This window comes from Streptomyces sp. NPDC102258, assembly GCF_055584685.1.
The window spans coordinates 650,072-662,790 of record NZ_JBVJLO010000001.1 but is presented as its reverse complement, the minus strand read 5'-3'; the positions used below and the strand labels follow the sequence as shown (position 1 = coordinate 662,790).

Annotated in this window: 14 protein-coding genes; 8 read left to right on the top strand and 6 right to left on the bottom strand. The window is 73.8% G+C overall.

Annotation, left to right across the window (positions count from 1 at the left end; genetic code table 11):
• The first annotated feature begins 211 nt into the window (after window positions 1-211).
• Entirely contained in the window at window positions 212-1,813 is a 1,602-nt protein-coding gene (locus ACZ6ZT_RS03080) for an alpha/beta hydrolase (RefSeq protein WP_469714947.1), read from the top strand.
• A 2-nt stretch (window positions 1,814-1,815) separates the two neighbouring features.
• Here the strand turns inward: ACZ6ZT_RS03080 and ACZ6ZT_RS03075 are convergent, their stop codons facing one another.
• Window positions 1,816-2,241 (bottom strand): secondary thiamine-phosphate synthase enzyme YjbQ, encoded by a 426-nt coding sequence (locus ACZ6ZT_RS03075; protein WP_469714945.1) that lies wholly within the window; start codon window positions 2,239-2,241, stop codon window positions 1,816-1,818.
• A gap of 119 nt (window positions 2,242-2,360) precedes the next feature.
• Window positions 2,361-3,698 (bottom strand): tetratricopeptide repeat protein, encoded by a 1,338-nt coding sequence (locus tag ACZ6ZT_RS03070; RefSeq protein ID WP_469714943.1) that lies wholly within the window; start codon window positions 3,696-3,698, stop codon window positions 2,361-2,363.
• A 318-nt stretch (window positions 3,699-4,016) separates the two neighbouring features.
• On the opposite strand from ACZ6ZT_RS03070, the gene ACZ6ZT_RS03065 reads away from it, so the two are divergent.
• From ACZ6ZT_RS03065 to ACZ6ZT_RS03055, 3 genes are all read left to right on the top strand, one after another.
• Complete coding sequence (locus tag ACZ6ZT_RS03065; RefSeq protein WP_469714941.1) at window positions 4,017-5,183, top strand: alanine--tRNA ligase-related protein; 1,167 nt, start codon at window positions 4,017-4,019, stop codon at window positions 5,181-5,183.
• A gap of 54 nt (window positions 5,184-5,237) precedes the next feature.
• Window positions 5,238-5,879 (top strand): TOPRIM nucleotidyl transferase/hydrolase domain-containing protein, encoded by a 642-nt coding sequence (locus tag ACZ6ZT_RS03060; RefSeq protein WP_469714940.1) that lies wholly within the window; start codon window positions 5,238-5,240, stop codon window positions 5,877-5,879.
• 82 nt (window positions 5,880-5,961) lie between these two features.
• On the top strand, window positions 5,962-6,183 hold the full coding sequence (locus tag ACZ6ZT_RS03055) for a hypothetical protein (protein WP_469714939.1): 222 nt from the start codon (window positions 5,962-5,964) through the stop codon (window positions 6,181-6,183).
• Window positions 6,184-6,188: 5 nt separating this feature from the next.
• Here the strand turns inward: ACZ6ZT_RS03055 and ACZ6ZT_RS03050 are convergent, their stop codons facing one another.
• The 4 genes from ACZ6ZT_RS03050 to ACZ6ZT_RS03035 all read right to left on the bottom strand — a co-directional run bounded on the left by ACZ6ZT_RS03050 (window position 6,189) and on the right by ACZ6ZT_RS03035 (window position 7,738).
• Entirely contained in the window at window positions 6,189-6,494 is a 306-nt protein-coding gene (locus tag ACZ6ZT_RS03050) for a DUF4190 domain-containing protein (RefSeq protein WP_469714937.1), read from the bottom strand.
• Window positions 6,491-6,670 carry a hypothetical protein gene (locus ACZ6ZT_RS03045; RefSeq protein ID WP_469714936.1) on the bottom strand — a complete coding sequence of 60 codons (180 nt, stop codon included), beginning with the start codon at window positions 6,668-6,670 and terminating at the stop codon, window positions 6,491-6,493. The genes ACZ6ZT_RS03050 and ACZ6ZT_RS03045 overlap by 4 nt, the downstream gene beginning before the upstream one ends.
• 167 nt (window positions 6,671-6,837) lie before the next feature.
• Window positions 6,838-7,260 carry a hypothetical protein gene (locus ACZ6ZT_RS03040; protein WP_469714934.1) on the bottom strand — a complete coding sequence of 141 codons (423 nt, stop codon included), beginning with the start codon at window positions 7,258-7,260 and terminating at the stop codon, window positions 6,838-6,840.
• 229 nt (window positions 7,261-7,489) lie between these two features.
• Window positions 7,490-7,738 (bottom strand): hypothetical protein, encoded by a 249-nt coding sequence (locus ACZ6ZT_RS03035; RefSeq protein WP_469714933.1) that lies wholly within the window; start codon window positions 7,736-7,738, stop codon window positions 7,490-7,492.
• A 226-nt stretch (window positions 7,739-7,964) separates the two neighbouring features.
• On the opposite strand from ACZ6ZT_RS03035, the gene ACZ6ZT_RS03030 reads away from it, so the two are divergent.
• From ACZ6ZT_RS03030 to ACZ6ZT_RS03015, 4 genes are all read left to right on the top strand, one after another.
• On the top strand, window positions 7,965-9,020 hold the full coding sequence (locus ACZ6ZT_RS03030; RefSeq protein ID WP_469714931.1) for an MBL fold metallo-hydrolase: 1,056 nt from the start codon (window positions 7,965-7,967) through the stop codon (window positions 9,018-9,020).
• 477 nt (window positions 9,021-9,497) lie between these two features.
• Complete coding sequence (locus tag ACZ6ZT_RS03025) at window positions 9,498-9,731, top strand: hypothetical protein (RefSeq protein ID WP_469714929.1); 234 nt, start codon at window positions 9,498-9,500, stop codon at window positions 9,729-9,731.
• A gap of 176 nt (window positions 9,732-9,907) precedes the next feature.
• Entirely contained in the window at window positions 9,908-12,565 is a 2,658-nt protein-coding gene (gene lanKC / locus ACZ6ZT_RS03020; protein ID WP_469714928.1) for a class III lanthionine synthetase LanKC, read from the top strand.
• Window positions 12,562-12,705 (top strand): SapB/AmfS family lanthipeptide, encoded by a 144-nt coding sequence (locus tag ACZ6ZT_RS03015; protein ID WP_469714926.1) that lies wholly within the window; start codon window positions 12,562-12,564, stop codon window positions 12,703-12,705. The genes lanKC and ACZ6ZT_RS03015 overlap by 4 nt, the downstream gene beginning before the upstream one ends.
• Window positions 12,706-12,719: the final 14 nt, after the last annotated feature.

Here is a 12,719-nt window from a genome sequence, read left to right as displayed (position 1 = left end):
TATTACTCCGTCTGTCGCAGGGCGGCTCAGGAGCCTGTCCGCCTCGGCCCCGGCCGCCGGTGGGAGGAGGCGGAAGCGTGCCTTTCGGATCTCGCGCGGCCCGCCGTCTGTCCCGGCCGGGGCCATGGGTGCGAACCTGTGTGTGCGGCTCGGTGGAGCGTTCCCCGGGGCCGTGCGCCGGCCTGTCGGGCCGTCACGAGGAGACCCGCGCATGCAGATCCGTTCACCCGGTGACCCGCGCAAGCGCATGGCGTGGGCGGCCGGCCTCGTCCTCGTCGTGGTCACGGCCCTGTTCGGCGGCGCGCCCGCCACCGCGGCCACCGCCCCGCCGCCCGTGCCCGTACTGTCCTGGGGCCCCTGCGCGGACGACCAGGGCGACGGCTTCGAGTGCGCGACCGCCCGGGTACCGCTGGACTACCGCCGGCCCGCCGACCGGACGATCCCGCTCGCCGTCACCCGCAAGCGCGCCGCGGACCCGTCCCACCGCACCGGTGTCCTGCTGCTGCACCCCGGCGGGCCCGGCAACTCCGGCGTGGACTTCGCGCGTGACAGCTACGAGGCGCTGCCCGCCTCCCTCCGCGACGCCTTCGACGTCGTCGGGTACGACATGCGCGGCGTGAAGCGCAGCGGTCAGGTGGAGTGCTGGAACGACCAGGAGTACGCGGCCGCCGTCGACGCCGCGCGCGGCGTGCCGGAACCGGGCGCCCTGCGCACCGCCGTCCGGCAGGGCCTGGACTTCGCCACGGCCTGCGCGCAACGCTCCGGCGACCTCGTACCGTTCATCGGCACCGGCTCGAACGCCCGGGACATCGACCTGCTCCGCCAGGCCCTCGGGGAGGAGACGCTCACCTTCTACGGCCGTTCGTTCGGCAGCTACGTCGGCACCGTCTACGCGGCCCGGTTCCCGCGCCGGGTCCGCGCCATGGTGCTGGACGGCGCCTACGATCCGCGGCACTACGCCGACGTTCCCCACACCTACGACGCGGGGCAGTTCACCGCCCTGGACGCGGCGGTCGGCCGCTTCCTGGACTGGTGCGCGCGCAACGCCACGGCGTGCGGGTTCGGCGAGGGCAGGCCCCGGCAGGCCTTCGAGGAGCTCAAGCGGTCGCTGGACGCCGACCCGGTCATCACGCCGAGCGGACGCCCGGCCACCGGGTACACCCTCGCCTATCGGCTGATGTTCAACATCAACTCCGGCAAGGAGGTCTGGCCCGATCTGGGAGAGGGCCTGCGGGCGGCCCAGGAGCACCGGACTTCGTGGCTGCTGTCGCCGCCGTCCCCCGCGTCCTTCGACTTCCTCAACGTCAACATGGCCGTGGAGTGCGCCGACCGCGTCTATCCGGCGAGCCGGCCGCTGATGGGCGCGCTGGTCGGCGCGCACGTGGCCTCGGCGCCGCTGCTGGGGCCCGCCATCGGCCTCGGACCGCCGACGTACGACCACAACCACGCGCCCACCTGCGTCCAGTGGCGGGCGGACCGGCCGAGCCGCTTCGAGGGGTCCTACCGGGCGGCCGGATCCGCCCCGATCCTGGTCCTCGGTACGACGGGCGACCCGGACACCCCGTACCAGGACGCCGTGGCCCTCGCCGGGACGCTGGAGAACGGACGGCTCCTGACCTTCGCCGCCGAGGGGCACACCGGCTACAACCGGAGCGCGTGCGTCAGCGCCCTCGTCAACGACTACCTCGCCACGCTGGCGCTGCCCGCGCGGGGCACCGTCTGCGCGGACGAGGCGCCCCCGGGCTCGCCCGCCCGCCGCGCCACGGGCGTCGCGGTCGACGAGACGCGCGACGTGATCCCGATCCTGCGCTGAGGTCAGGTGCCGAGGAAGGACAGCCGGACCTGGCGGCGCGGGTTGTCCCGGTTGGTGTCCACGAGGGTGACGGACTGCCAGGTGCCCAGTTCCAGTACGCCGTCGATCACGGGGAGCGTCGCGTGGGGCGGGACGATCGCGGGCAGTACGTGGTCGCGGCCGTGGCCGGGAGAACCGTGCCGGTGGCGCCAGCGGTCGTCGGCGGGCAGCAGCGAGCCCAGTGCGGTCAGGAGGTCGTCGTCGCTGCCCGCGCCCGTCTCGATGACGGCGAGGCCGGCCGTCGCGTGCGGGGTGAAGACGTTCAGCAGCCCGCTCCGGCCCCGCGCGACCTCCGCGAGGAAGGCGGCGCAGGTGGCGGTGAGGTCGTGGACGGTCTCCCGGTCCCCGGTCGTCACGTCGATGGTGCGCGAGATGAAGGTGTCAGCCATGGCTCCATCCTCGCGCCTGCCCGGGCCCGCCCGCGGCCGCGACGCGGGCGGCGCGCGAGGCGGTGCGGGCGGACGCGAGGCGGTGCGGGCGGACGCGAGGCGGTGCGGGCGGGCGTCCGTCAGGCGAAGCGGCCGCTGCGGACGGGGCCCGGGGAGTGGATCCGGTCCCGGGGGCCGTTCGCCCACAGTCCGGCCGCGAGGGTGGCGAAGGCGGCGAGTGCCTCGTCCGGGTCGGGCGGCGTCTGGCCGTCACCCTCCTGCGGGGCGGGCTCGGCCGCCAGGATCGCCTCGGCCAATTCCTCGGCCGATCGCCCGTCGGGCTCCGAGCGCCGCGTCCCACCCTCCTCGGAGACGCACAGGCGGGGCTCCCAGGGTGCGGTCACGCTCTGCACCAGCAGGGTGCAGACGTCGGCCGTCGCGGCGGGCGCCTCGGTCCAGCGGACGGCGTGTTCGAAGAGCACTTCCCCCGGCGCCCGCTCGGGCAGCTCGGCCACCGCGGCGGGATCGCACGCGGTGAGGTCGTACGCGACCACCAGCACGTCCGGGGTGCCGGGCCGGTAGGGGGCGGCCGGGACACCGAGCAGGCGGGCCGCGGCCAGGCCGAGGGCCCGGCTGCCCCGGTCGGAGAGCAGGCCGACGGACGCGGGCGTGCGGCCGGTGGCCGCCAGGACCGTCCGCAGCCGCTCCAGGCCGTGCCGGCAGGAGTCGAAGTCGTCCTGGAGGAAGGCGAAGCGGCCGTTCATCCCCTGGTCGAAGCCGTGCGGGGAGAGGGTGGTGAGCAGCCCGCCGGTCAGGACGTAGTGCCAGCCGCGCAGGTCCCGGTCGCCGGCCGGCGGCAGGGCCGCGGCCCGGTCGAGCATCCGGCCGACCCGCCGGGCCGGTCGCGTCCATGTCCCGTCCGGCGCCGAGAGGCCGTCGAAGACCTGCCGTGCGGTGTCCGTACGGCCGCTCATCAGGGCGTTGTACACCGCCAGGTAGCGGTCCGGCCAGTCGGACAGCAGCGCGTCGTGCTCGCGCAGCAGGTCCAGTGCCTCGGCATGCCGCTCCTCCCGCTCCAAGGAGGTCACCAGCTCCAACAGCACGCGGCGGGGCGGGAATTGCGCCTCGGACCGCGACTTGCCCTTGCGGCGGAACAGACCCGTGCGCTCCGGAGCCGCGGGCGTCGCCAGAGCCAGGCCCAGGGCCTCCCGCAGCGCGGGAACGGCCAGGGCGGGGAGGCCGCGCTCGACGCAGGCGTACCCGAACGCGTAGAGCCGGCCGGCTTCCCCGGGCCGGGCCGCCAGCGCTGTCGAGGCCTCGGCGAGGTCCGGGAAACCGGCGCCTTCGGCCAGCTTGGCCACCAGCGGGGCGATCTCGGCGGAACCGGTCTCCTCGGCGGCGCGCCGCAGCGTCCGCATCGACCCCTGGGGGTCGCCGGACGCGAAGAGTTCCCAGGCCTTGGACAGTTCGGTGGTCATGTGTCTCCGGTGATCGGGGATGTCGGTCCCCGGGATGATCACCGGAGGCCCGGGGCGCGGGCAAACCCATTTCGCGGGGAAAAGCACGTGCCGTGGTGGGCGGGGCCGCGTTAGGGTCGTCCGTATGAACGTCAACGGCCCCAGCACCAGCGCGACCGCGCGAGCGACCAGCTCGCCGGTTGCCGCCGTCTGACCTTCCCCTCCCCCGGCGACCGGAAACGGTCCGTCGGCAGTGCCGTGGCGGCTTCGCCCCCGGCCGCAGACCCACACGGTCCCGTTCTCCGGCGCCTCCCCGCTCTGACGCGAAGGAGTCCTCCCGTGAAGACGGAAGACCTGATCAGTACGTTCATCGAGTACTTCGAGGAGCGCGGTCACCACCGGATCGCCGGCTCGACGCTGCTGCCGCCGCCCGGCGACCCCGTCCTGTTCACCACCTCCGGCATGCACCCGCTCACCCCGTACCTGGAGGGCCGCCCCCATCCGCTGGGCCGGCGCCTGGTCAACGTCCAGCGCTGTCTGCGCACCACGGACCTGGAGGAGGTGGGCGACGCCACGCACCTGACCGTCTTCGAGATACTCGGCAGCTGGTCTCTGGGCGACTACGAGGGCCCGCGCAGCCTCGACTGGGGGTACGGGCTGCTCACCGAGGGGCTGGGCATCGATCCCGGTCTGCTGCACGCCACCGCCCACGGCGGCGACGGCCGGACCCCGCCGGACACCGGTTCCGTACGGCTGTGGGGGGAACTCGGCGTTCCCGTCGAGCTCACCACGGAGGACAACTGGTGGTCCAACGGGCCCGTCGGGCCGTGCGGCCCGGACTCGGAGATCTTCCTGTGGAGCGGTGACGGGCCGCCCCGGTCGACGCCCACCCGCGACGACCGGTGGGTGGAGGTGTGGAACCACGTGACGATGAGCCACCGCCGGCTGGAGGACGGCACTCTCGTGCCCCTTCCCCAGCGCAACGTGGACACCGGCCTCGGCGTGGAGCGGCTGGCCTCGCTGCTCCAGGGCAGGTCCTCGGTGTTCGAGGGCGACGTCTTCGAGCCGTGGCTGCGGCTGGTGCCGGCCCTGTGGCCCATGGAGGAACGCTCGCTGCGGCTGGTCTGCGACCATCTGCGCTCGGCCGTCGTCGTGCTCGGCGACGGGGTGCGGCCGGCCGGCACCGGACGGGGTTACGTACTGCGGCGTCTGGTGCGCCGGGTGCTCACCGTGCTGTGGCGGGACGATCCCTCGCGCGGCGTCGGGGACCTGCCGGAGGAACTGGTCCGGCACACCCTGGACCACTTCCGGCAGGACGTGCGTCCGGGCGACGTGCTCCGGGTGGTGCTCGACGAGGAACGGCGGTTCCGCCGACTCCTGGAGCGGGGCCGCCAGATTCTCGCCCGGCCGCGCTTCCAAGGGCCGCTCGCCGAGGAGGACTTCCGCTACCTCCACGACACCCATGGTCTGCCGCGTGACCTGGTGACGGGCCTGCGGGAGGGATGAGGCGCACGGATATGGGGGTGCGGGGCCGGTCGGCGGGCGGGCAGAATCGCCGGCGTGGACGACATGAGCGCATTCCGGGAGGCGATGGGTCACTGGGCGGCCGCAGGTCCCGGGGAAGCGGCCGGAGAAGCGGCGGGCGCGCTGGCCGGTGCGCTGGCCGGGCGGCTGGGGCTGCGGACCGCCGTACTGCTGGAGGGACCGAGCGACCTCGCGGCCGTCGAGGCACTGGCGGCGCGGCGCGGCCGGGACCTGGCCGCCGAGGGGGTGTGCGTCGTGGCGATGGGTGGTGCGATGAGCATCGCCCGGTACGCCGCCCTCCTCGGGCCGCCCGGTCTCGGCCTGCGCCTGACGGGCCTGTGCGACGAGCGCGAACTGCCCTTCTACGACCGCGGTCTGCGCCGGGCCGGGGCCCCTCAGGAGGGCTTCTTCGTGTGCGTGGCGGACCTGGAGGACGAGCTCATCCGCGCGCTGGGGACGGACCGGGTCGAGGAGATCGTCCGCGACGAGGGCGACGTACGCGCCTGGCAGACCTTCCTGCGGCAGCCCGCGCAGCACGACCGCCCCCGCCGGCAGCAACTGCGGCGCTTCCTCGGCACGAAGAAGGGCCGCAAGATCCGTTACGGCCATCTCCTGACGGACGCCCTCGACCCGGCTCGCGTCCCGGCCCCCTTGGACGGTCTCTTCGCGAGCCTGTGACCGTCGCGCCGCCGTTGCCCGCCGGGCCAATCCCACCGGAAACGAGGGTGACCCGGGGCGAGGGCGTGTCGTTGGTCAGGGCATGGTGATCAAGAAGACGGTGATGCTCGTGCTCGCGGCGGGGGCCGGTGCCCTCGCGTTCGCCTCCCCCGCCGTGGCGGGCGGGCCGGAGGACCTGAACCGGCCGCTCGTCGGCCCCTCCTCCGTGGCCGGGGGCGTGGTGGACCGGCCGGAGGACGCCGTACGCGAAGTGGTCGGCGCGGTCGGCGGGGTGGCGCGGACCGGGGAGCTCTCCAACGGCTGAGGCGATCAGGTCAGGCCCCACGACCAGGTGCCGTCGGCGGTGACGAGACAGGCCAGGACCACGAGGTCGGCCACGCCCAGGGCGATGCCGAGACGGGCCCGGCCGGGCCGGGTGGTGTGGCGCCCCAGGGCGATGACGCCGAGGGCCACGGAAATCGGTCCGAGCAGCAGGTTCATCACCAGCAGCCCGACCAGGCCGAGGACGAACGAAGTGACGGCCATCGCGTCGGCGTCACGGGTACGGGAACGGGTGCGGGTTCGGGTCCGGGGACGCGTACGGGTCGAAGTCTTCGCGGCGGTACGGAGGTTCATCGCAGCCCCTCCCCACGCCGGCCGGAACGGTGGCGCGACAGCCGTTCACGCGCGGCGAAGAGGGCCAGCCAGAGGGCGATAGCGAAGCCGCCGACCACACTGACCGGCACCGGCACATGGGCCACGGCTCCGAGGACGACGCCCAGGACGAGCAGCGCGCCTACGAGGAAGAGCACGGGGTTCCTCCTGTCTTCAGGGAACAGTTGTCACCCGGCTACCCGCCCCCGCCCGGCTCACGCGGCCGACCGAGGACCGCCCGGAATTGATCGCTCTGTGGCCGGGCGGTCGCGTCGCGAGCTCAACTCCAGGCCCTGCAGGGCCCGTCCGGCCGCGCGCCCGGGGTTCAGGACGGGTCGATCTCCACGTGGCCGACGGAGGCCGCGCAGACGTCCCAGCGCTCTCCAGTGCGGCTCAGCTCCAGGACCACCGAGACACGGTCACCTTCGCGCGGGGTGAGGTCCACGTTGACCTGTGCCCGGCCGCCGCTTTCGGTGGAGGACACGATGCGGTGCTCGAAGACCGGCGCGATGCCGTGCAGCACGGCCGCCGGGTCCGCCTCGCCGCCCGGGCAGACGCTTCCCGGGCCGGTGGCCGGTGCGGGGGCGCCGAGACCCACCGTGTCGAGGTACTCGTCCACCGCCTGGTGCAACGAGCTCGCCCCCCAGACGTCGGTCATCGTGAACACCACCGCGATGACGGCCCCCGCCACGGCCACCGGCAACCCCACCGCCAGGGCCACCAGCCCCACCCCTCGTCCACGCCACACAGCCCCGCCCTCCAGCCGGCTTCCGGGCACGGCCCGGTCCGGCACTTCTCCGCTCTCCGGTCGCACGGAAGGACGCGGCACCGCGGGCCGCCGTTCCCGCCCGGGCGGCCCGGAGCGCGGGCCGCTCAGGCTTTCGCCGCGGGAGCGCCGGTGGACGCGGCGGAGCCCGGCCGGGACGTCATCGGCCCGGCCGGGCTCACTGCCTGCGGATGAGCGGACCTACACCAGGTCAGAGCCGCTCGCCGTGCAGGTCCTCTTCGCGCAGCAGCTCGTCCTCACGGCCGCGCGAGACATCCGACGGGCGGACGCGCGAAACGTCCGACGGACGGCCGCGCGAGACGTCCGACCGCTCCGGCCTCTGCGCCTGCTCCCGGACCGGCTTGCCCGGCTGGGGGCGCGCCGGGTCACCCGGGCGGTGCTGCCCCTGCTCCTCGCGGCCCTTGCCCGGCTCCTGGCGCTTGTCCTGCTTACCGCCCATGTCGGCGTCTCCTTCGACGTGTGTACGTGAGGTGTCGTTTCCTCGGGGATCCCCTGTGGGTTCCTCACCGCCACGCTGACACGTGCGGCCACTTTCCGCACCATTTCGATGACAGCGAGTGACCATCCCTCGTCCCGCCCCCGCCTGCGGGCCGACGTACGCTCGTCATCAGGGGGCCGCGACCGGCGCACCCGAGGGGCGGCCCGGCCAGGACCTCGGAGGAGCGATGACCGCGCTCGGTGACCTGATCGAGATCGACGAGACGACCGTGCTGGTGCTCGGGCAGGAGCTGGACCTCGCGCACGATCAGCCGGACGTCGGCAACGCGCTCGCGCACCGCGCCGGCGAGACCCTGGTGCTGGTGGACACGGGGGTCACCGCCGCCTTCCGCGCGGCCCTGCGGGCGGCGGCCGACCAGGTCCGGCCCTGGTCCCGGGCGCTGGTGCTGACCACGCACGGCCATATCGACCATGTGGGCAACAACGACCTGGCCGACGAGCTGGGAGTGCCCGTCGAGCATTACGTCCCCGCCCCCGACGTCGACCAGATGCGGGACCCGTTCTCGTACTGGGTGCGGTCCTTCGGCCGTATCGCCGGGGCGACGCCGCTGCCCGCGCCGCCTGCCGACGTCGCCCGCGCGGTGGTGTCGTTGTTCCGGCCGATGCGGCCGTTCGGGGCCACAGTCCGCACCTACGAGGAGCGGCCCCTGGAGCAGATCCGGATCGGCTCGGTCCGCTTCACCGGCTGGACCTTCGCCGACGGGGCGGTCCGCGTGCTGCGCAGCCACGGCCACACCGCCGGGCACGTCGTCGTGCACCTGCGGGACTCCGGCGTCCTGCACCTGTCCGACGAGGACAACGCGGCCTGTGGCGCGATGATCGACGCCGACCAGATGAAGATCCAGACGGTGCTGGGCGCCGCCGCCCGCCTCTTCGAGGACGGAGCGGCGGACCTCCTCACCGACGGGCACACCTTCGCGGTGCGCCGCGCCGCCGAGGCCGTGCCGTTCCTGGACGGGCTGCTGGAGCAGGCCACCGCCCTGCAGCAGACGGCTCTGGGGCTGACCGGGGAGCGCGGGCCGGTCCGGCCGGGCGCCTTCACCAGCCGGTACGGGCAAGCCATCGCCGAACTCGGGATCGAGGGCGCCAACCCGAACGCGATGTTCACCGCCATGATGGCCCTCAACCAGCTCCACGAGCTCGGCCTGCGGCCGGAGTCCACCGACGCCGGCGCCCCGTGGTCCCGGCCCGCGCTCCCGCCCCCGGACCGGCCGTCGGCCTGACGCCTCCCGCAGGCCCCCGTCGTCGCGCGGTGGCGCCCCACACCGGGGCGGGTCCGCCGCCCATCCGGGGGTTGTCCAGAACGAGTTGGGATGCGTACGCCCGTCGGTGGCCGGGCGGCTCGTCGGCCTCGACCGGATGACCCCGCCGCCCCGGCACCGGTATCGCGCGCGCCCGCCGGCTCCGGTGGCGAACGCCCAGCCGCCCGAGATGACGGGTCGCAAAAGGGTGACTAGGATGCTTATAAGGCGGTCGTAAAGCGCGGGAACCGCGTACACCGCTTGCTGCCTGCGGTCATCCGCAGGGCTTGAGAACTGCGTTCCGGTCCAGAAGGTCCGTGGCTCGACGAGTCGCGTTGACGGCGGATACGCACTCATCACCTTCATCAATGCCAGGTACATCCTCCGTGCACTTTTCCGAGAGGAGGACGAACGCTTCTCGCCGCATCGGCGGCAGTTCCACAAGAAGGGTTTCGAACCATGCAAGCACTGCGAGTGAAGCGACTGTTCGCGGTCTCCGCGATCGGCGTCCTGATGGCCGGAGGCGCCGCGCTCGGCGCCGCGGGAACGGCCTCGGCGGCCCCCGCCCACCCCGTCACCTCCGTCAGCTCCTTCCACCACGGTGGCGGCTGGGACGACGACGACGACAACGGGTACGGCGGCTGGTACGACAACGATGACGACTGGGGCGGCGGCTACGGCAGCGACTGCTGACCAGCGGAACACGCTGTGCGGCCCGGGAACGGGCCGCACAGTGGTCTGCCCGGGGCACCCGGGCCGCGCACGTGGTGACTCGTGCGTATTGCACACCTCGCCGGTGACAGCCGTGACTGTCGCGGCCTCCCGGCCGCGTGACAGCGTGGGGCACGTCACCGACCGAGGGAGCAGGTGTGAACAAGGGGTACGCCGCCTTCTGCGACGCCGACCGCTGGTTCTACGACGCGCCGTACCGGCGCGCCGAGGAGAACTACCCGGCCGCGCTCGCCCCCGTACCGGCGGGGTGGCAGACGCACCGCAGCGGGGACTGGCTGGCGCTGCGGCCCCTCGGTGACCGGCTGCCCTCCCAAGGCTGGAAGATCCACGTCTCCGCCGGTCTGGACAACGCCGAATCCGTCCTCGACCGGGTCTACCGCTACTGCGTGGAGCGCGAGATCGCGTTCAAGTTCGTGCCGAGCCGCTACCTGCTGCACCTGCGCAACGCCAAGTACGCCGACCGCGGAGCGAGCGGCAAGTTCCTCACCGTGTACCCGGCGGACGAGGAGCGGTGCGGGCGCATCGCCGAGGAGCTCGACGCCCTGCTGGCGGGGGAGAGCGGGCCTTACATCCTCAGCGACCTGCGCTGGAACGACGGCCCGGTGCACCTGCGTTACGGCAGCTTCACCCTGCGGCACTGCTACGACGACCACGGCGAACTCGTCCCGGCGATCGAGGCCCCGGACGGACGGCTGGTGCCGGACCCCCGCGGCCCGGTGTTCCAGCCGCCCGAGTGGGTCGAGCCGCCCGCCTTCCTGGCCGCGCACCTGGCCCGGCGGGCCGGCGTCACCCTCGAAGGACTCCCCTACACCGTCGAGCGGGCGCTGCACTTCTCCAACGGGGGCGGTGTCTACGCCGGCCGCGACCTGCGCACCGACGAGCCGGTCGTCCTGAAGGAAGCCCGCCCCTTCGCCGGGCTGGCGGCCGACGGGGCGGACGCCGTGACCCGGCTGCACCGGGAGCGCCGGGCGCTGGAGCAACTGGCCGGGCTGGACTGCGTACCCTCCGTCCACGGCACCTTCACCGTCGGCGACCACCACTTCCTGGTGATGCAGTACCTGGAGGGCAAGCCCCTCAACACCTACTTCGCCCGTCGGCACCCCTTGATCGAGGCGGATCCCGACCCCCGGGAACTCGCGGAGTACACCCGGTGGGCGCTGGAGATCCACCGGCAGGTGACGCGGGCCGTCGAGGCGGTGCACGCCCGCGGCATCGTCTTCAACGACTTACACCTGTTCAACATCATGGTGGCGGAGGACGCGGAGAGCGGTGAACCGTCGGTCGCGCTCCTGGACTTCGAGGCCGCGGCGCACATCGACGAGGGGCTGCGCCAGACCGTCGCCAATCCGGCGTTCGTCGCGCCGGCCGGCCGCAGAGGCTTCGCCGTCGACCGGTACGCCCTGGCCTGCCTGCGGCTGGCCCTGTTCCTGCCGCTCACCAGCCTGCTGGTGCTCGACCGGGCCAAGGCGGGGCACCTCGCCGACATCGCCGCCGAGCAGTTCCCGGTCCCCCGGGCGTTCCTGGACGAGGCGGTACGGGAGATCGTCGCCGAGGCCGACTCCGAGGCCGATGCCGGCTCCGGCCTCGGTGCCGGCCCGGCCGCACCGCGCCGCGCCTACCTGCCCGTCGAACCGGGCGACTGGGAAGCGGCCCGCGCCTCGATGACGGCGGCGCTGCGGGCCAGCGCCACCTTCGACCGCGAGGACCGGCTCTTCCCCGGCGACATAGCCCAGTTCACCACCGCCGGCGGCGGTACCGCCTTCGGGTACGGAGCCGCGGGCGTCCTGTACGCGCTCGCCGAAACCGGCGCCGACCCCTGGCCCGAAGCCGAGGAATGGCTGCTGGACCGGACGAAGGAACCGCCCTCCGGCACCCCGCTCGGCTTCTACGACGGCCTCGCCGGCCTGGCCTGGACCCTGGAGCGGCTCGGCCACCGCGACCGTGCGCTCAGCCTGGCCGAACAACTGCTGCGCCAGCCCTGGCAGTCAGCCGGTCCCGATCTGCACGGCGGTCTCGCCGGCATCGGGCTGGCCCTGGACTCCCTGGGCGGGAGCACCGGCGAGGGCGCCCTGCACGCCGCGGCCCTGCGCTGCGCCGACCTGCTCTCCGCGACCACCGCGGAGCCGCGACGGGCCGGCCTGCTCCACGGCCACAGCGGAGTCGCCCTGTTCTTCCTGCGGCTTTACGAGCGCACCGGCGACCGGGAGTTGCTGGTCCGGGCCGGCCGGGCGCTGCACCGCGACCTCGACCACTGCGTGACCAGCGTCTTCGGCACCCTCCAGGTCAACGAGGGCTGGCGCACGATGCCCTACCTCGCGGGCGGCAGCGTGGGCATCGGCATGGTGCTGGACGACTGGCTGGAGCACGGGCGGGACGAGCGCTTCGAAGGGGCCCGCCCGGAGATCGTCCGGGCCGCCCAGGCGACGTTCTACGCCCAGCCCGGGCTGTTCCGCGGCGCCGCCGGAATGATCCTCCACCTGGCGCGGACCACGACGCCCGGACCGGGCACCGCGCCCGGGGACATCGCCCGGCAGATCGACGCGCTGGCCCGGCACGCCATCCCGTACCAAGGCCATCTGGCCTTCCCCGGCGAGCAGTTGATGCGGCTGTCCATGGACTTGTCCACGGGCACGGCCGGCGCGCTCCTCGCCCTCGGCGGAGCCGCGCCCGGCGGGCGCGCGCACCTGCCGTTCCTCCCGCCGCCGCGGTCCACCGCGGCGGCCCCAGAGCCGGTCCCCCTCGTGGGGGCCGAGTCCCATCGGAAAACCACCACAGTGAAGAGGATTCAGACATGACGCTCCTTGACCTGCAGTCGATGGAAACCCCGAAGGAAGAGACCACCGAGGCCGCCTTCGGCGGTGGCGGTGGCGGCGGCAGCCGCGCCAGCCTGCTCCTCTGCGGGGACAGCAGCCTGAGCATCACGACCTGTAACTAACCAGGTCCTCCGGG

Excerpts from the sequence above, each read along its gene's own strand:
- ACZ6ZT_RS03050 (WP_469714937.1), bottom strand. The coding sequence starts at position 6,494 with ATGAACCTCCGTACCGCCGCGAAGACTTCGACCCGTACGCGTCCCCGG.
- ACZ6ZT_RS03070 (WP_469714943.1), bottom strand. The coding sequence starts at position 3,698 with ATGACCACCGAACTGTCCAAGGCCTGGGAACTCTTCGCGTCCGGCGAC.
- ACZ6ZT_RS03080 (WP_469714947.1), top strand. The coding sequence starts at position 212 with ATGCAGATCCGTTCACCCGGTGACCCGCGCAAGCGCATGGCGTGGGCG.
- ACZ6ZT_RS03035 (WP_469714933.1), bottom strand. The coding sequence starts at position 7,738 with ATGGGCGGTAAGCAGGACAAGCGCCAGGAGCCGGGCAAGGGCCGCGAG.
- ACZ6ZT_RS03015 (WP_469714926.1), top strand. The coding sequence starts at position 12,562 with ATGACGCTCCTTGACCTGCAGTCGATGGAAACCCCGAAGGAAGAGACC.
- ACZ6ZT_RS03030 (WP_469714931.1), top strand. The coding sequence starts at position 7,965 with ATGACCGCGCTCGGTGACCTGATCGAGATCGACGAGACGACCGTGCTG.
- ACZ6ZT_RS03025 (WP_469714929.1), top strand. The coding sequence starts at position 9,498 with ATGCAAGCACTGCGAGTGAAGCGACTGTTCGCGGTCTCCGCGATCGGC.
- ACZ6ZT_RS03055 (WP_469714939.1), top strand. The coding sequence starts at position 5,962 with ATGGTGATCAAGAAGACGGTGATGCTCGTGCTCGCGGCGGGGGCCGGT.
- ACZ6ZT_RS03075 (WP_469714945.1), bottom strand. The coding sequence starts at position 2,241 with ATGGCTGACACCTTCATCTCGCGCACCATCGACGTGACGACCGGGGAC.